Genomic DNA, 21,085 nt, shown 5'->3' on the forward strand with positions numbered 1-21,085 from the left:
GCCCTATCGGAGCACAGCCACCCGGGGCTCGAGCGCCAGCTCCGCGACGAGCGCGGCGCGCGGCTTGGCGCCCACGATGGTCCTCGCCACCTCGCCGTCGACCAGAAGTTTCATGGTGGGGACGGCCAGGATGCCGAACCGGGCGGCAAGGGCCGGGCTGTCGTCGGCGTTGACCTTCACGATCGTGAACGCCCCGTCGTTGTCGGCCTCGATCTGCTCGAGCAGGGGCCCGAGCACGCGGCAGGGTCCGCACCAGGTGGCCCAGAAATAGACGAGGACCGGCGATGAGGCCCCCTCGACGATGCCTTCGAACGTTGTCTGGTCGGCCATGATCATGAGTTCCGTGCTCCCTTGTTCGTGATGCTTGCGCTCGGCATGTTGTCCGAGCCGTTCCAGGTGTCGAAGCCGTTCGCGACGCGGGCGCCGGCGAACTCGCAGCCGACGTCCTCGCGTGCTTCTGCGGAGGCCAGCAGTTCTTCCAGCGCGGCGCGCCTCCTGCTCAGCTCGTCGATGCGCTCAGTGAGGTCGTCGATCGCCGCACGGTAGGCCGGCCGTGTCGTGATGCAGTCGTCGGCATGCTCGCTTCCGCCGCTCAGGCAGTCGAGGAACGGTCTCGTCTGTTCGAGACGGATGCCGACCCTGCTGAGTGCGTGAGCTTCGGCGACGAGCCGGGGCGCGTCATCCGCGTAGTCCCGATAGCCGTTCGTCTGCCTTCTCGAGGTCACGAGCCCGAGCGACTCGTAGTGCCGAACGGTCTTGACGCTCACGCCCGCGCTGCGCGCGACTTCGCCGATCTTCATGGCCGCCTTTCACCGGCGGTGGGTCCGCCGTGAAACTCACGCTAAACGTTGACCCTTGGGGCAGGGTCAAGCGGACGCGCGAGCCGTGTCCGACCGACCGAGGGCGGCTATCCGTTCGAACGGAAGAAGTCGTTCGCCCGCCCCGTCCACAACAGGATGATGATGATCAGCGAGATCAGCGCGCTGATCGCCGACCACGCGAACTGGCCGGGATACGCCCAGGCGGTGAACGCATCCCCCACGATCGCGAGCAGCTGCACGATCGTGACCACGATCCGTGCGCCGCGCGAGCCGCGCAGCAAGCCGCCTGCGACGAGGACGACCACCACGCCGAACAGGATACTGAGGATCGCCGACGTGATGACGGATCCCTCCCCCGCCCACGCCGCACGCACGCTCGGCTCGTTCTTCACGACGAGTAGGAAGACGCCCGCGATGATGTTCAGCGCGCCCTCGATCCACGCCAGGACGGCGATCAGGGTCACGCCCGCCGGACGTCTGGTCGCTGCGCTCATGGTTCCTCCCACAGTCGGATGCTGTCTTCACCGTACCGATCGCACGCATCTGCACGGATGAGCGAACCGGACTCGCGACCTTTTGCCGTGTCTTCACGCAGGGTTCACTGGCACCTGATTGGGTGACACGCGTCGAAGGGGAATGAGGCATGCGCTTACACGCCACGCGCGTCTGGAGAGGGGCGGCCGTCGCAGTCGCCGCGCTCGGGATGCTCTCGGGTTCATTGGCCGCAACGGCGGCCGCGGAGGCGACGCCGTCGAGCGGCGTCGTGATCAACGAGGTGTATGGGGGCGGCGGCAACTCCGGCTCCACCTACACGAACGACTTCGTCGAGCTGACGAACCGCGGCACGACAGCCGTCGACCTCGACGGATGGTCCGTGCAGTACCACTCGAAGTCCGGGACCGGCACGTGGCAGGTGACACCGCTGGCTGGAAGCCTCGCACCGGGGGCGTTCTACCTCGTCGGCGAGGCCAAGGGATCCGGTGGCACGACGCCGCTCCCGACGACGGATGCTTCCGGCTCGATCGCCCTGTCGGCCACCGACGGCAGCGTGGCTCTCGTGCAGGGCACGACAGCACTGACCTGCGCCGACTCGTCGACCTGCCAGGCGGCATCCGTCGATCTCGTCGGATTCGGCGCAGCGGCTCTCGCGGAGGGCTCGCCAGCGACCGGTGCGTCGAACTCCGCATCCGTGCAGCGCACGAGTGCGGAGGACACCGACGACAACGGGACGGACTTCGCCGCCGGCGCACCCACACCGGGCGCAACGAACGCCGGCGACGACGGGGACGGCGGATCCACGACTCCCCCGACGCCCGGAACGACACGGATCCACGACATCCAGGGCACGAGCTTCGTGTCGCCGCTGAACGGACAGCAGGTGACCGACGTGCCCGGCGTGGTGACGGGGGTGCGGGCATCCGGATCCAGTCGCGGATTCTGGGTGCAGGACCCCGAGCCGGACTCGAACCCGACCACCAGCGAGGGCGTCTTCGTGTACACCGGCAGCGCGCCGAGCGTCACGTCGGGCGATTCTGTGCTGTTCTCCGGAACGGTGAAGGACTACTACCCGCTGGCCAGCGGCGACACCGTGTCGCAGACGTCCAACCTCTCGGTCACCGAGATCGAGAGTCCGACGGTCTACACGGTCTCGCACGGAAACCCGCTACCCGCACCCATCGTCATCGGTTCGAAGACCGTGCCCGACACCTACGCGCCGAACCTGAACGGCGGCAACATCGAGTCAACGCCGATCACGCCGAAGCGGTCGGCTCTCGACTACTACGAGTCGATCGAGGGCATGCGCGTCGAGGTGGATGACGCTCGCGTCGTCGGGCCGAGCGACAGCTACGGCGAGCAGTACATCACCACGAAGCCGACTCAGAACGTCAGCTACCGCGGCGGAACACTCCTGACCGGCGAGAACCAGACACCGTCCGGTCGTCTCGAGGTCGTCCCGGCTGACGGATCGAACCCGAACGTCACCGTCGGCGACGTGTTCACCGGCGCGACGGTCGGCCCGATCGACTACTCCCTGTACGGCGGCTACCTGATCGCCGCCACGCAGCTGGGCACGGTGAAAGCCGGGGGGCTCGCACCCGTCGTCGCGAAGAAGACGGCCGGCGACCAGCTCTCCGTCGCCACCTACAACGTCGAGAACCTCGCACCGAGCGACTCGGCCGATAAATACAGCCGGCTCGCCCAGGGCGTCGTGACCAACCTCGCGTCGCCCGACATCGTGGCGCTCGAAGAGGTGCAGGACAACGACGGCGCAACCGACTCGGGAACCGTCGCGGCCGACCAGACGCTCGCGAAGCTGACGGCGGCGATCCACACCGCCGGAGGTCCGCTGTACGACTGGCGCGAGATCGACCCCGTGAACGACGAGGACGGCGGCCAGCCGGGAGGCAACATCCGCGTCGCCTTCCTGTTCGATCCGACCAGGGTGTCCTTCGTGGACCGCGGCGGCTCGTCCGTCGACCGCTCGACGACCGGCACCTCGGTGCAGAAGGTGAAGGGCGAACCGCAGCTCACCCTCTCCCCCGGTCGCATCGATCCGACCAGCGACGCCTGGCAGGACAGCCGCAAGCCGCTGGTGGGCGAGTTCTCGTTCCGCGGTCAGGACGTGTTCGTGATCGGCAACCACTTCGACTCGAAGCTCGGCGACCAGAACGCGGACGGCCGGTACCAGTACCCGGAGCAGTCGTCGGCCGTGCAGCGGGGGCAGCAGGCGACAGAGGTGCATGACTTCGTGGCATCCCTGTTGAAGGCGGACAAGAAGGCGAAGGTCATCGTCGCCGGTGACCTCAACGACTACCAGTTCAGCCCCGCACTGCAGACGCTCACGGGCGCAGCGACAGGCAAGCCGATCCTCACCGACCTGATCACGACACTGCCGAAGAACCAGCAGTACACCTACGTGTACGACGGGATCTCCGAGGTGCTCGACCACATCCTGGTCACCCCGGGTGTCGGCAAGCCCGACTACCAGGTGGTTCATGTCAACTCCGAGTTCGCGAACCAGGTCAGCGACCACGACCCGCAGGAGGTGGCCATCTCCGCAGGCGCCAAGCCGTGGACGCCGGCCGGCTACCAGCACAAGACCTGTGCTCCGGATGCCGTCGCCACCGGCTACTCCGACGCGCTCGACAAGCTCACCTACGACGGCATCGAACTCGGCGGGCTCTCCTCGCTGGCGCGTGATCCGAAGTCGGGAGGATACGTCGCCGCGGTCGACAACCACGCGACGGATCCAGCCCGTATCTGGTTCGTCTCGAGCCTCACGCACCCGAAGGTGACGCGGGATCCGCTCGTGCTCAAGCGCGCGGACGGCACGCCGTACAACGGCGTCGACAGTGACAACGAGGGCCTTGCCGTGCTGCCGAACGGCGACTTCGTGGTGAGCAGCGAGAGCGAGCCGTCCATCCGGATCTTCGGACGCGACGGCGTCCAGAAGACGTCGCTGACCGTTCCCGACCGGTTCGCCGTGACCGGCACAACGGCTGGGGGCGAGGCGACGTCGAACGCCACGCTCGAAGGCCTGACGATCACGCCGAACGGCAAGACCATCGTCGCAGCCATGGAGGGTGCGCTCTCCGGTGATGTCTCATCCGACGGCGACGCCACGGCACACCGCCTGCTCGTCTACACGCAGGGCAAGCACGGGTCGTGGTCGCTGAAGAAGCAGGTGGAGTACCGCACGGAGCCGGGCATGCGCATCCCGGAGATCACCGCGTACGGCAACGACGGATTCGTCGTCGAGGAGGCCGCGTGGTCTGCTTCGATCGGAAATTCGGTCAACCTGTACGCCGTGAAGGGACTGACGGATGGGCACGACGTGAGTTCCGTCGCGAACCTTGGCACGGCATCCGCTGGGCTCGCCGTGAAGAAGTCGCTCGTGGCCGATCTCGTGCAGTGCCCGACGCTCGGTGCGACGGCGAAGGAGGCGCAGGCCAACCCGCTGCTGGACAACTTCGAGGGCATGGTGGCGACGGGAAGCCATGGCCCCGATCACTCCACAGGCATCGCGCTGATCAGCGACGACAATTTCGGAGCGTCGCAGACCACACGGATCCTGGGCCTGGACGTGAAGCTGCCGTGGTCGTCACGCGGTGGGGCCGGCGCCGGAAGGCGTCGGCCCCTTCGTGTCTGTCGTATTCGTCGTGTTGGTCGGTCCTGTCGGTTGGTCGGCCGAGACGCCGACGTGGGCGCCCGTGCCCGTGGGCGCCCGTGCCCGTGGGCGCCGCCGTCACTGCACGAAGACGCCTCGCGATGTGGGAATAGCCAGCGTCCTCGTGCGTTGAAGTTGATAACACTCGACTCAAGTTCGGGTGCGTCAACGGAATTCAACCCGGAAATACAGGAGAATCAGTGCCTGAGAACTTCTTCCCCGGCTCCGCCGAGAACGGCGACGGCAACTCGTTCGACGAGTTCCTCGCGCGCTATCTCGCAGGCGAAAGGGCGCGCGAGTCACGTTCGATCGACATCAGCCGATTCCTCAGCCGCCGTACGCAGGAGGTCCTGCAGCGGGCGGGCCGCTTCGCGCTCGAGCACGGGCACAACGAGCTCGACGCGTTGCACATGCTGCTCGTGATGGCCAGCGAAGATCCGGCGGCCGAAGCCATGCGGCGCATCGGTGTCGATCCGGCACGCATCGCACGCGCGGCGGAGCAGCGCCTTCCGCAGACCGGCGAGGCGACGACGGATGCCCCTGCGCTCACGCAATCCGCGCAGCGCACGCTGTTCCACGCGTACCAGGTGGCGCGCGCATCCGGATCCACCTACATCGACCCCGAGCACCTCTTCTACGCGCTCGTGATCGCGCAGGACTCCCCCGCCGGCCAGGTGCTGGCATCCGCGGGGGTCACGCCCGAAGCGCTCGCGGGTGCGATGCGCGACGCCGCGACGGTGGGCGCAGGAGCACCGGATGCCGTCGGCGACGACGAGCAGGCATCCGAGACTCCCATGCTCGACAAGTTCGGCACCGACCTCACCCAGCTCGCCCGAGACGGCAGGCTGGACCCGGTGATCGGCCGCGTGGACGAGATCGAGCAGACGGTGGAGATCCTCTCCCGCCGCACCAAGAACAACCCGGTCCTGGTCGGCGAGGCAGGCGTGGGCAAGACCGCGATCGTCGAGGGACTGGCCCAGGCCATCGTCGACGGCGGGGTGCCCGAGCAGCTGCGAGACAAGCGCATCGTCTCGCTCGACCTGCCAGGCATGCTCGCAGGAACCCGCTACCGCGGCGACTTCGAGGAGCGCCTCACCAAGACGATGGACGAGATCGCGGACCGCAAGGGCGAGCTCATCGTCTTCATCGACGAGGTGCACACGGTGATGGGCGCCGGCGGTGCCGGTGACGGCGGAATGGATGCGGGCAACATCCTCAAGCCTCGCCTTGCCAAGGGCGACCTGCACCTGGTGGGCGCGACGACACTCAAGGAGTACCGCATCATCGAGAAGGATCCGGCGCTGGAGCGCCGCTTCCAGCCGGTGACCGTCGCCGAGCCCTCCATCGAGGACTCGGTCGCCATCCTCGCCGGGCTGAAGCCGGCATACGAGGAGCACCACGGCGTGACGTACACGGATGACGCCATCCGCTCGGCCGTCGAGCTGTCGGCACGGTATGTGTCCGACCGGTTCCTGCCCGACAAGGCCATCGACCTGATCGACCAGGCGGGCGCGCGGCTGCGGCTTCGCCTCGGCAAGCTGGTCGACGCATCCGCTCTGATGCAGCAGCTGGCCGACCTCGAGGCGGAGAAGAACGCCGCAGTGTCGGCGGAGCGCTACGAGGAGGCGTCGAAGCTGCGCGACGAGATCGAGGTGGTGCAGGGCAAGCTGGCCCAGGCATCCGCTTCCGGTGCTCGCTCCGCGCACGATGCCGTCATCGACGAGCCGGAGATCGCTGCCGTCATATCACGTGCCACCGGCATCCCGGTCGCGCGCATCGGCGAAGCCGACCGCGAGCGGCTGGCGAAGCTGGAGGGTGAGCTGCACGAGCGCGTGATCGGACAGGACGACGCCGTGACGGCCGTCGCGAAGTCGGTGCGACGCAACCGCACCGGCATGGGCGATGCGAGCCGCCCGGTCGGCAGCTTCCTGTTCCTCGGCCCGACCGGCGTCGGCAAGACGGAGCTGGCGAAGGCCCTCGCGTCGTCGCTGTTCGGCTCGGAGAAGTCGATGATCCGCTTCGACATGAGCGAGTTCGGCGAGCGCCACACGGCCGCGCGCCTGATCGGCGCCCCTCCCGGATACGTCGGCTACGACGAGGCCGGTCAGCTGACCGAGCGTGTGCGTCGCAACCCGTACTCTGTGCTGCTGTTCGACGAGATCGAGAAGGCGCACCCCGACATCTTCAACCTGCTGCTGCAGGTGCTGGATGACGGACGCCTCACCGACGGTCAGGGCCGCACCGTGGACTTCCGCAACACGGTCGTGATCATGACCTCGAACATCGGCAGCGAGTTCCTCGCCTCCAAATCGGGCGCACTCGGCTTCGTGGCTCCCGGCGCCGACGGGTTCGGCGACGAGAAGGCTCTTCGCGACCGGGTGATGGGCAAGCTGCGTGAGAACATGCGGCCGGAGTTCATCAACCGCATCGACGAGATCGTGCTGTTCCGCAAGCTCGACCGCGATCAGCTGCGCGACATCGTGCGCCTGCTGCTGACGGCGACCGAGGCGCGTCTGGCGCAGCGCGAGATCACGCTGAGCGTGACGGATGCCGCCATCGAGTGGATCGCTGACCACGGCTACGAGCCGGAGTTCGGCGCCCGCCCGCTGCGCAGGGTCATCCAGCGCGAGGTGGACGACCGCGTCGCCGACCTGCTGGTGAACGGCTCGGTCGATGACGGCGGAACCGTGCACGTGGATGCCGCGGGCGGCGAGCTGCTCGTGACCTCCGGTGAGCGGGTGCACGTCACAGCCTGATACCTCAGCCTCCCCAAGCGCCCCGGTGCGGTCCCCCACGCACCGGGGCGCCTTTGGCTGTGCCGCCCCGGGCACTGTGCCGCCGCTCGGAATTCGTGGCGCTCAGGGTTCGTGGCGCCCGGTAGGAATCCGATGGCGGCCCGTCGGCGACGTTCAGCCTGTGCTGTTACGGTCAGGTGTCGGCATCGTGTCGACGTCAGGGAAGATCTCTCCGAACTCCGCGCGCAGTCTGCCGCAGTGCGAACGTTTCCTCTGGGCCACTCAGAGGAGCGACATGTCGCACATCTCCCCTTTCACTTCGTCGTCGGCCGACGCAGCCGCACATCATGCTCCTGCGGTGCTCGAGCCGACGCTTCCGATCGGTGCAACCGCCATCGTCTACTGCGAGGGCCAGTTCGGTGAGCAAGATGGCAAGACCGCGAACGGCCTCGTGCGCTTCTCGGAGCGGTACGAGATCCTGAGCGTCATCGACAGTACCCACGACGGCGCGGATGCCGGCAGCTACCTCGACGGGGCCGCCAACGGCATCCCCGTCGTCGCCTCGCTCGCGGCGGCCGTCGCCCGAGCCGGCCGCGTCCCCGACTACCTGATCTCTGGCGTCGCGCCCGCCGACGGACTGCTGTCGGCCGCCCAGCGCACGGTGCTGCTGGACGGCATCGCGCGGGGCATGCACATCGTCAACGGGCTGCACGAGTTCCTCAACGACGACGCGGAGTTCGCCGCGGCCGCCCTGCTGAGCAACGTCACGATCACCGATGTGCGCAAGCCGAAGGACAAGAAGGACCTGCACCTCTTCTCCGGACGCATCTTCGACGTGACCTGCCCGCGCATCGCCATCCTCGGCACCGACGGCGCCATCGGAAAGCGAACGACCGCCACCCTGCTCGTGCAGGCACTGCGGGGGCGCGGCATCAACGCTGTCATGGTCGGAACCGGCCAGACGTCCATCATGCAGGGCGGAAAATACGGCGTCGCGCTCGACGCGATCGTGCCGCAGTTCTGCTCAGGCGAGGTGGAGGACCAGGTCGTCGCGGCGTTCAACGGCGAGCGTCCCGACGTGATCGTGGTCGAGGGTCAGGGTGCGCTCAGCCACCCGGCCTACATGACCAGCGCGCACATTCTGCGCGGCAGTCGGGCCGACGCCGTGATCGTGCAGCACGCACCCCGGCGTCGGATGCTCGGTGACTTCCCGATGATGCCGGTGCCGTCGGCATCCAGCGAGGTCGCACTGATCGAGTCCTTCGCCGACACCAGGGTCATCGGCATCACCATGAATCACGAAGACATGGCATCGGACGAGATCGGCCAGGCGATCGGCGACCTCGAGCACGAGACGAACCTGCCGGCCACCGATCCCCTGACGAGGCCGCTCGACGAGCTCGCCGACATGGTGCTGGCGGCCTTCCCCCAGCTCGTGCACTAGGGCACGGATGTCGGCCCCGCACGCCCGGTGAGCTTCGCCGCCCTGAACGCCTCGGCCCAGCACCCGCCCGAGCGCGCGCCGGCCCGAGATCGCTCGCGCGTCTAGATGCTCGTGCGTTTAGATGCTCTGGCGTTTAGATGCTCTGGCGTCGCTCGAGCATCGGGCACGCGAACGGATCCTTCTCGCCCAGCCCGACACGGTTGATGTACCTGAACACGATGGCGTACGACTCGAGCAGCCCGGTCTGCACGTACGGCACCTGCCGCTCATCGCAGTAGCCGTGCACGATCGGCGCCGCGTACCGCAGGTGCGGCCTCGGCATGGACGGGAACAGGTGGTGCTCGATCTGATAGTTGAGCCCGCCCATGGCGAAGTCGAGCATCCAGTTGCCGCGGATGTTCCGGCTCATCATCACCTGCCTGCGCAGGAAGTCGAGCCGCATGTCCTTCGGGACCAGCGGCATCCCCTTGTGGTTCGGGGCGAAGGACATGCCCATGTAGAACCCGAACAGCCCCAGTTGCACGGCAAGGAAGGCGACTCCCTTGCCGGGCGGGAGCACGAGGAAGATGAGCAACAGGTAGCCGACCAAGCGCGCCATGAGGAACGTGATCTCGACCGGACGTCTCGCCACGGGCTCTGGCGCGAAGACGCGACGCACGCTGGACGCGTGCAGTGAGATGCCCTCCAGCAGCAGGATCGGGAAGAAGAACGCCCCCTGGTGCGCGAACACCCACGGCAACGGCCATGGCCGGCGACGTCGCGCCTGCTCCGGTGTGAAGGCGATCACCGGCAACTCGATGTCGGGATCGAATCCTTCGCGGTTCGGGTTCGCGTGGTGCTTCGTGTGCTTGTGCTGCCACCAGCCGTAGCTCATGCCGACGAACAGATCGCCGACGATCAGGCTGATCCAGTCGTTCCACTTTCCGGAACGGAAGATCTGCCGGTGGGCGGCGTCGTGACCCAGGAAAGCCGTCTGGGTGAAGACGAACGCGAGCAGCGCCGAGACGGCCAGCTGCCACCACGAGTTGCCCACCCAGAGGAAGAGTACGACGCATGCGGCGTATGCCATCGGCACAGCGATGAGCTTCGTCCAGTAGTAGCCGTACCTGCGCCGCATGAGACCGGATCCGCGGATCTCGGTGGCCAATTCCGTGTAGTCGTTCTGCGTGCCGGAGGCCCGCGTGGTGGATCGCACCGGGCCGAGAGTCGGCTGTGTTCCAACGGTTGTCATCATGTGCTCCCCGCCTGTGCCGCGGCATCCGCGGATCGGATTCGATCAGGCGGCCGGGGTCTGGGACAACCTTTCTTTCAGGGTACGCCCGGTGCCGCGGCATGTCCGGGCGTACGGTTGGCAGGACACCGAATGCTCGACACATGGCGGACGCCGGCTGCCGACCATCGCCCCGAACCCGCCTGCCGAACACCGCCCGCTGAGCACCGCCGCTGAACAGAGTGCAGCCATGAACGATGACGGTCCCCTTCCGGCCGACCGAAGCGGCCAGGAGCACTCGGACGACCCCGGCGATCGGGTCTATCCCGATGCGCCGGTGAGTGAGGGCGATGCCCTGTGCACCCCGTTCCTCGCGCTGCCGATCGACGGCGCATCCATCTCGGTCGTCGGCGCCGGTTCACCACAGGCGACGATCGGTGCGAGCGACGCGCTCGCCGCACGGCTGGACGAGCTGCAATTCGATCTGGCCGAAGGTCCTCGCTGGCAAGCGGTGCGCGAGGGTCGCCCGGTGTTCGCGGCCGACCTCGCGGCGCCCGCGGGCGACGCCTGGCCGATCTTCGCTTCGTCGGCATTGCAGCACGGGGTGCGAGCCGTCTTCGCCTTTCCACTCCGGCTCGGCGCCGTCATCGTGGGTGCCGTCGACCTCTATAGGGCGGCACCCGGACCGCTGGACAGGGAGAGCGCCGAGACGGCCGAGTACCTCGCGATGTCCGCCACAGCATCGGCTGCCATGCTCGCGCTGCGCTCGGCACGCGACGAGACCGGCGTGGACCGCACCGGGACGGCGGCCATGAGACGTGAGGTGCATCAGGCGGTGGGAATGATCATCGTGCAATTGGATGTCTCGGCCACGGATGCCTTCGCTCGGCTGCGAGCCCACGCCTTCGCCACCGGCAGAACGGTTCAGGCCGTCGCCTTCGATGTCGTCGACAGGCGACTCGATTTCGGCTCCCTACCGGGCGACCGGACAGACGCTTAAACTTCACGTGCAACCCCTGGAGCCGAACATGGCGAATGCCTCACGAGAGACCAAGCTCAACGCCGCCTTCGTCGCTGTCGCCGACACGCTGACCGACGACTACGACGTCGTCGACCTGTTGCACACGCTGGTCAGCGAGTGCACCGAGATCCTCGACGCGCAGGCCGGCGGGCTCTTGCTCGCCGAGCCCGGCGAGAGCCTGCAACTCGTGGCGTCGACGAGTGAGAGCGTCGAGCTCGTCGAGCTGATGCAGCTGAGCGCCGGCGCCGGTCCCTGCCTCGACTGTTACCGCACGGGCGTCGCGATCGACGTTCCCGACATCGCGAGCTCCGGGACCTGGCCAGAGTTCGCCCAGATCGCGCTGCGACACGGATTCCTCTCCCTGCACGCGACGCCGATGCGTCTGCGCGGAGAGGTGATCGGTACCATGAATCTGTTCCGCACTCGGACCGGCGCGTTTCCGAGCAGAGACGCGGACGTCGCGCAGGCGCTTGCGGATGTCGCGACCATCGGCATCCTGCACGAACGCCTGAGCAGTCAGTCGAACCTCGTCGTCGCCCAGCTCCAGCACGCGCTGGACAGTCGCATCCTGATCGAACAGGCCAAGGGCGTGCTGGCCCAGTCGACGGGTCTGAGCATGGACGACGCGTTCGCTGCGCTGCGCGGTTATGCCCGCCGGCACAGCATCGCGCTTCGCGCCGTGGCCTCCGGCGTCGTCGACCGCACGATCGGCATCGACGTCTTCGCCGGCTGACCGAGCACCTTCGTCGGCGCCGCCCGGCGGACCGACGTCAGATCAGGCGCGTTCGAGCTCCTCGATCACGATCTTCTTCTGCCGCATCATCACCTGGACCTGCTCCGGCCGGCGCGTCAGATCCCCCATGTTCTCCGGGATGATCTGCCAGCTGATGCCGAACCTGTCCTTGCACCATCCGCACTGCTCCGACTCGGGAACGTGCGAGAGCGCCGCCCAGTACCTGTCGATCTCGACCTGGTCCGCGCATGAGACGACGAACGAGATGGACTCGTTGAACGTGAACAGCGGTCCGCCGTCGAGGCACACGAAATCGACGCCGTTCAGCGTGAATTCGCCGTTGAGCACCTTGCCCGACATGCCGCCGAAGTGCTCGTCCAGCGACTCGTCCGGGTATCCAGTGACCGAGCGGATGCTCGAGTTCGGGAACACTCCTACGTAGTACTCCATCGCCTCTCGCGCCTGATCGTTGAACCACATGCAGGGCTGGATGGGTGCTCGTTCGGCCATGATCTTTCCTCCTTCTCTCTTCGCCCTCGCTCAGCGCGAGGCGATCTGTCACGCGGCCGGGTCGGCCAGAATCTCGTCGATCTGGGTGAGCGCCTGCGACATTCCGTCCTGCATGCCCATCTGCACCAGCCGCTCGAGTTGTTCGAGGCTGGCGAACCGGGTTACCGATGTCATGCGCGTGCCGGACGCCGTCGCCTCGATGGTGACCTCGGTGCGGGTCACGGGCATCCCTTCGTCGGGGATCCCGTTCTCGTCAGAGAACCCGTCGTCGAAGTCCAGACGATGCGGCGGATCGATGGCGACGGTGCGCCACCACCCGTGCGCCCTCTCGCCGTCCGGCCCCGTCATGTAGTACGCGGACACTCCGCCAGGGCGCAGCTCGTGGCGATCGAACGTCGCCGGCCAGGTCGGCGGTCCCCACCAGCGTTCCAGCTGGCGCGGGTCCTCCCACACCTTCCATATGCGCTCGGGCGGAGCATCGAACTCCGTCACGAATGTCAACGTCAGGTTCTCTGCGTCCCTCTGTGTGCTGATCACCGTCATCGGCCCGTCTCCTCCTCCGTGCTCGTCTGCGTCCGCGACCGCCCACGTCGCGCCGGCGCATGCTCTGATGCCGCCTCGGTCACCTCGCGCGCGGGCGCCCACGATCGCGCCGTTGCGAGATCGCCCGCAAGGATGCGTTCGATGCCCGCGGCGCGCTCGTTCCAGATGGCCTCGTACCGGCCGAGCAGCTCGCTTGCGCGCCGGATCGTCTCCGGCTGGGCCGCCACGAGTTGCTCCCTGCCGCGCCGCTCCTTGCGCACGAGGTGCGCCGATTCGAGCACCGTCACGTGCTTCTGCACTGCGGCGAAGCTCATCGCGTAGCCGGTGGCCAGGGCCGAGATCGACTGCTCACTGCGCAGCGTGCGCGCGACGATGTCGCGTCGTGTGGCATCAGCCAACGCATGGAAGAGGCGATCGACCTCCGCATCGTCGAGCTGATCTGCCGTCCCAAGATGTACAACCATTTGGTTGTACATTAGGGTACCCGCGTCGGCGCGTCAAGCGTTTCGCTCGTCGGGAACGGTCTCCCGTTGCACTGACGGCCTCTTCGTTGCATCAGCGAGTGCCCGCTGCACGAAGTGCAATGAAATGCCGGAGGACGCCCGGTCGTTGCTCCGCCTTGATCTCGCTGCGTTGTCCAGCGATGACACCGTGTACACGACCTCGGAGCGCATCCGGGAAGGGGCAAGGGCTGATGTGTCGGCGTGGAACCGGCCGGAGGACAAGTGGGCGGACCGTCCTTGAGCTCGGCGATGACCTGCTCGATCGCGGCATGCCCGCGGTGGCGGTCGGCCTCGACGGGTCGAGTCGGTGAACGCATGATGCCGGAGACCCGGCCGAGTCGAAGGGGGATCGGGCTAGCGGCTCGCGTAGTAGTCGTTCATGTGATCGGCGAGGGTCGTTCCGACGTAGGCGCTCGCCTCCGCATACCGCGGTTCGGCGAAGCGTTCGACCAGATCGTTGATCGGCACGTCTTCGAGGTGCTGGTGGACCCACCACAGGTGTCCTTGCGGGTCGCGGAACCTCGCGATGCGATCGCCGAACGGCAGCTCTGTCGGCTCCGTGACGAGGTCGGCGCCGAGGGCGACCGCGGCGTGCACGACGGAGTCGACATCGTGCACGTAGACCCGCAGGTGCCCCGGGGCGCGCCACGACGGCGGGGCATCGAACAGCAACAGGCTGGTTCCCGCGAGGTCGACCTCGACGTGGTTGATGGCGCCGTCGTTCATGACCCGTGATCCGGGTTGCTCGGTCGCCCCGAACACCTTCCCCAGAAAGTCGAGCTCCGCCTCGGTGTCGACGGAGATCAGCCAGGGCGCCACCGTCGCATAGCCGGCGGGCCGCGGAGCGGTGGCCGGGTCTTCGATGTCCATGTGTCGCACGCTATCGACCGCCTCCGACATCGCTCGGGGTCGGGATGCCGTCAGTTCTGCCGCGCGGCGACCGCCGACCAATGCCAATGTGTGCGTGCGCGATCTGACCGATCCGGTGGGGCTGTCTCGGTCCACGGTGTCGCATCACATGAAGCAGCTCGTCGACGCCCGCTTGGTCACCCAGGAGCCGTTCCCGACATCGCCCGTCCTGCGGATCTCCAGACGTCACACCGTCCGACGCACGGTGGCCCGACGATCCGTAGCCCTACGTTCATTACCTCGGCGTGCGGGGCCATGACCCGCTGGACCACGACGAGCGGACGCCGCATGGCTCAGCACCTCGTCCACCGACCAGTGGTCGTCCGGTGTGAGGCCGTAGTGCGCCGCGAGCACCATGCCATCCGGCGCGATGAGGAACTCGGCCGGGAGCCCAAGAACGTTCTCCCCCTCGCCGACGGAGCCCTTGAGCCCTCGGCGACGCTGTGTCCACCACAGCGACCGGATCGCCGTCGCCCAGACGCGCGGGTTCAGTCCTCGCCAGGCGGTGCCCACGGTGATCCGTTCGACACCGAACTCCCGGTAGCCGACACGCTCCGGATCGGCGACGGCGTCGAACGGCAGTTCAGCCTGGAAGTCGGCCATGACCTCTGGACGCGAATGAAAGAACGCCACTTCCAGGATCCCTGCCGCCTCCAGCTCGTCAAGCCGCGCCGCCACCTGGTGGAGGTGCAGATTGCAGACCGGACAGCCTGCGAAGCGACGAAATTGCAGATGCACGATCCGGTCATCCGCCGGCACAGTGAAGTCCCTTCCCTTGATGCTCGTGAGCTGCCGGCGCTCGACCACATCGCCGACGGCGACCCGCGTCATTCCGACACCTGCTTCACGGCTGCCGCACCCTCGACGTCGTCCATCGACTCCGCCGTCCCCGCCTGCGGCGTCCCGGCGCCCGGCTCCCCTGATGCGCGCCGTGGCGGCCGCTTGAACGCCTCCCGCATCATGAGCTGCGCCACCGACGGCGCACCGGTCACGGTGCCGACGGCCGCCGTGGTACGCACGAAGCGACCATCGTCGAGCTGCCGGAGCATGGCATCCGCGAGGTCGATGCGCGAGGTGAACTTCTGCGGCAGGTAGCGTTCGGCGATGCGGTAGTCGCTCACGGTATCCGCATCGAACAGCCCGGAGGGACGCATCACCGTCCAGTCGACGTCGCTGTCGGCGACGATGCGCTCCATGCGCTTCATGTCGTCGTAAAGCGTGCGGCCGAGCACGTTCGCGACGAACGGCTGGAGCACCCGTTCGAAGAAGAACCCGCCGTGTGGCCCGGCCGCCACGTCGACGGCGCTCGAGCTCACGCACACGAGACGACGGACACCGTGCTCGGCCATCGCGGCGAGCATGACGCGCGCGCCGACCGAATACGTGGTGATCTCCTCCCGGCCATATGGCACGCCGAGCGCGGAGAGCACGGCATCCTGTCCCGCCAGCAACGGGCCGATCGAGCCGGAGGAGAAGACGTCACCGTGCTCCACACGCAGATTCGCGTGCTCGAGCGGAAACGTCTGCGGGGCTCGCGTCACGGCCGTGACGTCATGTCCCCGCTCGAGGGCGAGCCGCACCAGGAGACGCCCCGTCGGCCCATTGGCTCCGAACACCACGATGTTCACTAGATTCTCCTTGTCATCGGATTCCGATAATATGGAAACCGTACTATACGGAAACGAGAATAGCTATGGGTGAGACAGCCGCGGCCAGCGACCAGGATGAGCGCGCGCGCCGTCGTGTCACCAACGAGGTCAAGCGACGCTTCCGCGACGTGAACAACCAGATCGCGCTGCTCTCCCACCACGTCTCGGCCCAGGTGGAGCTGCGCGACGTCGATCTGGACTGCCTCGACTTCCTGGCACAGCACGGACCGACAAGCCCTGGCGCACTCGCGCGGCGCGCCGGCGTGCATCCGGCAACCATGACCGGCGTCATCGATCGCCTGGAAAAAGGCGGCTGGATACAGCGCGAACGCGCGGCCGACGACAGACGCGCCATCGTCATCTCGGCGCGCCGCGAGGCTATCGGAGCGGTCTTCCGGCACTACGACGGCATGAACTCGCAGATGGATGCCGTCTGCGATGCGTACTCCCCCGCCGAACTGGAACTCATCGCCGGCTTCCTTCAGCACACGGCCGATGCGGGACGCCGCGCCGTCGCCGAATTCAGCGAGCCGGCGAGCTGAAACGGGTCAGACGGCCGCCGCAAGGCAGGCGACGAGACCGACGACGGTGATCACGATGAACGCACACACCACGACCACGGTGCCCGTGGCCTGGCGTCGTCGATCGTCGCCGCGATCGGCGCCCCACAGTTCTGCTCTGAACCGGATGCGGTGCGCTTCCGCCACGATCTCCGCCGTTCCGGGCAGCGACATGTCGAGGGTGCCGCGCTCGAGCTGCTGCTCGATGCGCATCGCTTCATCGACCGTCATCGGCGCCTTGCCGAGCGATCTGGCCAGCGAGAAAGACCCGGTCCGAGAGACGGACCGTTCGCCAGATCGAGGCTTGCGGCCAGCGGCGTTCCGGTCGGTCATGGCATCCCCTTCGGCGTGATTCACGCGTGCCTCCAGGGTACGAGGTCTGCCCCGCTCCGGGCCCTACTCGTCCTGCCCCTCCGGAACGAAGCGGTAGCCCATCCCCGCCTCGGTGATGAGGAATCGCGGATGCGACGGCTCGGGTTCGAGCTTCTTGCGGAGCTGCGCGAGGTAGAGCCGGAGGTATCCGGAGTCGCTCGTGTGGTGTGGACCCCACACCTCGGTGAGGATCGCCTCGCGCGTGACCAGCCGATCCGGATTCCGCACCAGGAGCGACAGGATCTGCCACTCCGTTGGCGTGAGCCGCACCGGATGCCCGTCCCGCGTGACCCGACGCGCCCCGAGGTCGACCACGACGCCGCCGAACGCGACCTTGGGCTCGTCATCCGCTGCCGGAGTCCGTCGCACGAGGGCGCGGATGCGCGCCAGCAGTTCGTCCGTCGCGAACGGCTTCGTGACGTAGTCGTCCGCTCCCCTGTCGAGCGCCTCCACCTTCTCCGCGGAGTCGGTGCGACCCGAGATGACCAGGATCGGCACCGAACTCCACCCGCGGACCGCTTCGATCACGGCGAGGCCGTCGAGTCCCGGCATGCCGAGGTCGAGCACCACGAGATCCGGGTGGTCGTCGATCACCCTGTCCAGGGCCTGCTTGCCGTCAGCCGCCACGACCACGTCGTAGCCGCGTGCGGTGAGGATGATGCGCAGGGCACCGAGGATCTGCCGGTCATCATCGGCGATGACGATCTTCATCGCTCCCCTTTCGAGTCGTCTCGGGTCTGCTCGTCACGCCTCGAAGTCGACTGCCGTCCGCGGTGGAAGAAGAGCGGCAGGGCCACCACCATCGTGAGGCCTCCGCCCGGGGTGTCCTCCGGCGTGAGGCTGCCGCCCATCCCCTCGACGAATCCCTTCGAGAGCGCGAGGCCGAGGCCGATGCCCGTCGAGTTGTCGGTGTCGCCCTCACGCTGGAAGGGCTGGAAGATGGCGTCCTTGCGGTCGTCGGGAACGCCGGCACCGGTATCCGCGACCCGAACCTGCACCTCGTCGCCGAAGACGCTCACGCTGAGTCTGGGCGGTGTGCCGCGCGGCGAGTATCGCAGCGCATTGGCCAGCAGGTTCACGAGCACACGCTGCAGCAGCACGGGGTCGGCCATCACCGGCGGCGTCCCGTCTGGAACGTCCAGCTCGACGCTGCCCGGCGGCGCCGACAGCTCTTCGAGAGCGGGCGGCAGCAGATCGTCGATGTCGACGCGCCGCAGGGACACCGCGAGCACCCCTGCCTGCACCCGGGTGACGTCGAGCAGGTTCGTGACGAGGGAATCGAGTCCGGCGAGGCTGTCGGCCGCGGTGTCGAGCAAGGCGTCCCGATCCGAATCGGACAGCTGCACATCGGATGATCGCAGACTCGTCACGGCGGCGGTGGCGGCCGCAAGCGGACGACGCAGATCGTGCCCGACCGCTGCGAGCAGTGCCGAGCGAACCCGGTCGGTCTCGGCCAGGGGTCGCAGTTCGCTCGCCGTGTCGCTGAGCTCGCGGTGTTCGAGTGCCGCGTCCAGCTGGGTCAGGATCACAGACAGCACGCGCCGATCGGATGCCGTCAGCTCGGCCCCGTACAGCTCGAGCGTTCCGCGCTCCCCCACCCGCTCCCGGGTGCGCACGTCTCCGGCGCCGGATCCGCCCTCGTCGGACACCACTGTGCCGTCGGCGGCCAGAAGCCGCACGCGGACGAGCCCGAACGCCTCCCTGGTGCGCTGCACGAGTGCACGCACGGCATCCTCACCGCGGATGACGCCGCCCGCTACGGTCGCCAGCACGTCGGACTCCGCGGCCGAGCGCTGTGCGGCGCGCGAGCGCCTGGCCGCCTGATCGACGACGAAGCTCACCAGGACCGCTCCGAGCACGTACAGGAGGAGCGCCAGCAGGTGCACCGGCTGGGCGATCGTGATCGTGTAGGTGGGTGCGACGAACAGGAAGTCGAGGGTCAGTCCGGACAGCACGGCGGCGAACAGCGCCGGCCAGATGCCTCCGACGAGCGCGACCACGATGACGAGCAGCTGGAAGGCGAGAACGTCGCTGGTGAGGGCGTCCGGGCTGCGGAACAGCCACAGCAGATAGCTCAGCAACGGGCCGCCCACGAGCGCCAGCACGAAGCCATAGACGCGACGCCGGCGGCTGAGAGCACCGCGCGCCCGTGGCAGCACGAGCTGCCTGCTGCCGGCTGCGGCGTGCGAGACGATGTGCACGTCGATGTCGCCGGACTCCCTGACGACGGTCGAGCCGATGCCCGCACCGGTGAGAAAGGCGAGCAGGCGCGAGCGGCGGGAGACGCCGATGACGAGCTGTGTCGCATTCACCCCTTTCGCGAAGTCGACGAGCGCGGCCGGGATGTCCGATCCGACGATCTCGTGGTAGGCGCCGCCCAAGGTCTCCACCAGCGAGCGCTGCGCCGCGAGCGCTCCCGGATGCCGCTCCCGCAGCCCGTCGTCGCTCACCACGTGCACGGCGAGCAGTTCGCCTCCACTGGAACGTGCCGCGATCCGCGCGCCCCTGCGCAGCAGCGTCTCACCCTCCGGCCCGCCGGTCAGAGCGACGACGACCCGCTCCCTGGCCTCCCACTTGCTGTCGATGCCGTGCTCGCGCCGGTACGTCTGCAGGGCGCTGTCCACCTCGTCGGCGAGCCACAGCAGCGCCAGTTCGCGCAGCGCCGTGAGGTTGCCGAGGCGGAAGTAGTTCGAGAGGGCGGCATCCACTCGCGCGGCCGGATACACCAGGCCCTCTGCGAGGCGATCACGAAGGGCCTGCGGCGCCAGGTCGATCACCTCGACCTGGTCGGCGGACCGCAGAACGGCATCCGGGATGGTCTCCTGCTGGCCGATGCCGGTGATCTGTTCGACCACGTCGTTGAGGGACTCGATGTGCTGGATGTTGACCGTGGAGATCACGGTGATGCCGGCATCCAGCAGGTCCTGCACGTCTTCCCAGCGTTTCTCGTGATGGCCGCCAGGGGCGTTCGTGTGGGCGAGCTCGTCGACGAGGGCGACGTCGGGCTTACGGGCGAGCACCGCGTCGACGTCCATTTCGGACAGCTCGACACCCCGGTAGACGACGGCACGCCGAGGAACCACCTCGAGCCCGTCGAGCATGGCCGCCGTGGCGTCGCGCCCGTGGGTCTCCACGATCGCGACGGCCACGTCCTTGCCGGTCTCGGCCAGACGCTTGCCCTCTTCGAGCATCGCGTACGTCTTGCCGACGCCGGGCGCCGCACCGAGCAGCACCCGCAGTCTGCCTCTTGCCATGCTTCGCGCTAACCCTTGTCTCCCGCGGGATCCATCTTCGACAGCGCCAGGTTGAGCTGCAGAACGTTCACCGTCGGCTCGCCCAGGTATCCGAGGTCTCGCCCCTGAATCATAGACTTCACGAGCCCTTCGACCTTGGAGACGGAGATGCCTCTGGCCTTCGCCACCGCATCCACCTGCAGCAGCGCGTAGGCCGGAGAGATGTGCGGGTCGAGGCCGGACCCGGATGCCGTGAGCGCATCGGGCGGGATGCTCGCGGCATCCGCCGAATCCAGCTTCTCGATCGTCGCCTTCCGCTCCCGGATGGCCTTCGTGAGGTCGGGATTGTTCGGACCGAGGTTGCTCGGGCTGGATGCGTTCGCGTCGTATCCGTCGCCGGCCGCGGACGGACGCGACTGGAACCACTGCGGCAGCGGCCTGCCCTTCTCGTCGGTGAAGGACTGGCCGATCAGGCTGGAGCCGACTCTCGTTCCGTTCGAGGTGATCAGGGATCCGTTCGCCTGTGCGGGCATCGTCAGCTGCCCGATGCCGGTCATCACCAGCGGGTAGACGACGCCGAGCACGGCGGTCAGCACGATCATGGCGCGAACGGCGACCCAATACTGCCTGCCGGTTCCCCGGAGTGTGGGACTCATCTTTCGGTTTCTCTTCTC

Annotated in this window: 19 protein-coding genes and 2 pseudogenes; 7 read left to right on the plus strand and 14 right to left on the minus strand. The window is 67.7% G+C overall.

The window, feature by feature from the left end; genetic code table 11:
- Positions 1 to 3: 3 nt before the first annotated feature.
- From ACX9R5_RS17755 to ACX9R5_RS17765, 3 genes are all read right to left on the minus strand, one after another.
- Positions 4 to 336 carry a thioredoxin family protein gene (locus ACX9R5_RS17755; protein ID WP_459410394.1) on the minus strand — a complete coding sequence of 111 codons (333 nt, stop codon included), beginning with the start codon at positions 334 to 336 and terminating at the stop codon, positions 4 to 6.
- Positions 333 to 800 carry a MerR family DNA-binding transcriptional regulator gene (locus tag ACX9R5_RS17760; protein WP_459410395.1) on the minus strand — a complete coding sequence of 156 codons (468 nt, stop codon included), beginning with the start codon at positions 798 to 800 and terminating at the stop codon, positions 333 to 335. Before ACX9R5_RS17760 ends, ACX9R5_RS17755 begins: the two co-directional genes overlap by 4 nt.
- A gap of 107 nt (positions 801 to 907) precedes the next feature.
- The gene (locus tag ACX9R5_RS17765) at positions 908 to 1,315 is read right to left on the minus strand and encodes a DUF7144 family membrane protein (protein WP_459410396.1); all 408 of its coding nucleotides are present in this window, start codon (positions 1,313 to 1,315) and stop codon (positions 908 to 910) included.
- A gap of 209 nt (positions 1,316 to 1,524) precedes the next feature.
- Between ACX9R5_RS17765 and ACX9R5_RS17770 the strand changes: the two are divergent.
- The 3 genes and pseudogenes from ACX9R5_RS17770 to ACX9R5_RS17780 all read left to right on the plus strand — a co-directional run.
- Positions 1,525 to 4,857: pseudogene (locus tag ACX9R5_RS17770) on the plus strand (esterase-like activity of phytase family protein); the annotation flags it as partial.
- 332 nt (positions 4,858 to 5,189) lie between these two features.
- Positions 5,190 to 7,745, plus strand: a complete 2,556-nt coding sequence (locus ACX9R5_RS17775; protein ID WP_459410397.1) for an ATP-dependent Clp protease ATP-binding subunit — start codon at positions 5,190 to 5,192, stop codon at positions 7,743 to 7,745.
- 274 nt (positions 7,746 to 8,019) lie between these two features.
- On the plus strand, positions 8,020 to 9,168 hold the full coding sequence (locus tag ACX9R5_RS17780; protein ID WP_459410398.1) for a DUF1611 domain-containing protein: 1,149 nt from the start codon (positions 8,020 to 8,022) through the stop codon (positions 9,166 to 9,168).
- A gap of 133 nt (positions 9,169 to 9,301) precedes the next feature.
- On the opposite strand, the gene ACX9R5_RS17785 is transcribed toward ACX9R5_RS17780, so the two are convergent.
- Entirely contained in the window at positions 9,302 to 10,399 is a 1,098-nt protein-coding gene (locus ACX9R5_RS17785) for a fatty acid desaturase family protein (RefSeq protein ID WP_459410399.1), read from the minus strand.
- Between the two features lie 229 nt (positions 10,400 to 10,628).
- Here ACX9R5_RS17785 and ACX9R5_RS17790 point away from each other — a divergent pair, with 229 nt between their 5' ends.
- Together ACX9R5_RS17790 and ACX9R5_RS17795 are read left to right on the plus strand one after the other, a co-directional pair.
- Positions 10,629 to 11,378, plus strand: coding sequence for a GAF and ANTAR domain-containing protein (locus ACX9R5_RS17790; protein ID WP_459410400.1), 750 nt, complete (start codon positions 10,629 to 10,631; stop codon positions 11,376 to 11,378).
- Positions 11,379 to 11,406: 28 nt separating this feature from the next.
- Entirely contained in the window at positions 11,407 to 12,132 is a 726-nt protein-coding gene (locus ACX9R5_RS17795) for a GAF and ANTAR domain-containing protein (RefSeq protein WP_459410401.1), read from the plus strand.
- Between the two features lie 42 nt (positions 12,133 to 12,174).
- On the opposite strand, the gene ACX9R5_RS17800 is transcribed toward ACX9R5_RS17795, so the two are convergent.
- The 4 genes from ACX9R5_RS17800 to ACX9R5_RS17815 all read right to left on the minus strand — a co-directional run bounded on the left by ACX9R5_RS17800 (position 12,175) and on the right by ACX9R5_RS17815 (position 14,558).
- Positions 12,175 to 12,642, minus strand: coding sequence for a VOC family protein (locus ACX9R5_RS17800; protein WP_459410402.1), 468 nt, complete (start codon positions 12,640 to 12,642; stop codon positions 12,175 to 12,177).
- A 48-nt stretch (positions 12,643 to 12,690) separates the two neighbouring features.
- The gene (locus tag ACX9R5_RS17805) at positions 12,691 to 13,185 is read right to left on the minus strand and encodes an SRPBCC family protein (RefSeq protein WP_459410403.1); all 495 of its coding nucleotides are present in this window, start codon (positions 13,183 to 13,185) and stop codon (positions 12,691 to 12,693) included.
- Entirely contained in the window at positions 13,182 to 13,649 is a 468-nt protein-coding gene (locus ACX9R5_RS17810) for an ArsR/SmtB family transcription factor (RefSeq protein WP_459410404.1), read from the minus strand. Before ACX9R5_RS17810 ends, ACX9R5_RS17805 begins: the two co-directional genes overlap by 4 nt.
- 393 nt (positions 13,650 to 14,042) lie before the next feature.
- Positions 14,043 to 14,558 (minus strand): VOC family protein, encoded by a 516-nt coding sequence (locus tag ACX9R5_RS17815; protein ID WP_459410405.1) that lies wholly within the window; start codon positions 14,556 to 14,558, stop codon positions 14,043 to 14,045.
- A 91-nt stretch (positions 14,559 to 14,649) separates the two neighbouring features.
- On the opposite strand from ACX9R5_RS17815, the pseudogene ACX9R5_RS17820 reads away from it, so the two are divergent.
- Positions 14,650 to 14,745 (plus strand): annotated as a pseudogene (locus ACX9R5_RS17820) (ArsR family transcriptional regulator); the annotation flags it as partial.
- A 38-nt stretch (positions 14,746 to 14,783) separates the two neighbouring features.
- Here ACX9R5_RS17820 and ACX9R5_RS17825 read toward each other — a convergent pair.
- Positions 14,784 to 15,428, minus strand: coding sequence for a peroxiredoxin-like family protein (locus tag ACX9R5_RS17825; RefSeq protein WP_459410406.1), 645 nt, complete (start codon positions 15,426 to 15,428; stop codon positions 14,784 to 14,786).
- Positions 15,425 to 16,225, minus strand: coding sequence for an NAD(P)-dependent oxidoreductase (locus ACX9R5_RS17830; protein WP_459410407.1), 801 nt, complete (start codon positions 16,223 to 16,225; stop codon positions 15,425 to 15,427). Before ACX9R5_RS17830 ends, ACX9R5_RS17825 begins: the two co-directional genes overlap by 4 nt.
- Before the next feature lie 65 nt (positions 16,226 to 16,290).
- On the opposite strand from ACX9R5_RS17830, the gene ACX9R5_RS17835 reads away from it, so the two are divergent.
- Positions 16,291 to 16,788: a MarR family transcriptional regulator gene (locus ACX9R5_RS17835; protein WP_459410408.1), complete on the plus strand. Its 498-nt coding sequence runs from the start codon at positions 16,291 to 16,293 to the stop codon at positions 16,786 to 16,788.
- Positions 16,789 to 16,794: 6 nt separating this feature from the next.
- On the opposite strand, the gene ACX9R5_RS17840 is transcribed toward ACX9R5_RS17835, so the two are convergent.
- The 4 genes from ACX9R5_RS17840 to kdpC form a co-directional block, all read right to left on the minus strand.
- Positions 16,795 to 17,037, minus strand: coding sequence for a hypothetical protein (locus ACX9R5_RS17840; RefSeq protein ID WP_459410409.1), 243 nt, complete (start codon positions 17,035 to 17,037; stop codon positions 16,795 to 16,797).
- A gap of 165 nt (positions 17,038 to 17,202) precedes the next feature.
- Positions 17,203 to 17,889: a response regulator transcription factor gene (locus ACX9R5_RS17845; RefSeq protein WP_459410410.1), complete on the minus strand. Its 687-nt coding sequence runs from the start codon at positions 17,887 to 17,889 to the stop codon at positions 17,203 to 17,205.
- Positions 17,886 to 20,432, minus strand: coding sequence for an ATP-binding protein (locus tag ACX9R5_RS17850; RefSeq protein ID WP_459410411.1), 2,547 nt, complete (start codon positions 20,430 to 20,432; stop codon positions 17,886 to 17,888). Before ACX9R5_RS17850 ends, ACX9R5_RS17845 begins: the two co-directional genes overlap by 4 nt.
- Before the next feature lie 8 nt (positions 20,433 to 20,440).
- On the minus strand, positions 20,441 to 21,067 hold the full coding sequence (gene kdpC / locus ACX9R5_RS17855) for a K(+)-transporting ATPase subunit C (RefSeq protein WP_459410412.1): 627 nt from the start codon (positions 21,065 to 21,067) through the stop codon (positions 20,441 to 20,443).
- Positions 21,068 to 21,085: the final 18 nt, after the last annotated feature.

The organism is Rathayibacter sp. CAU 1779 (assembly GCF_054551755.1).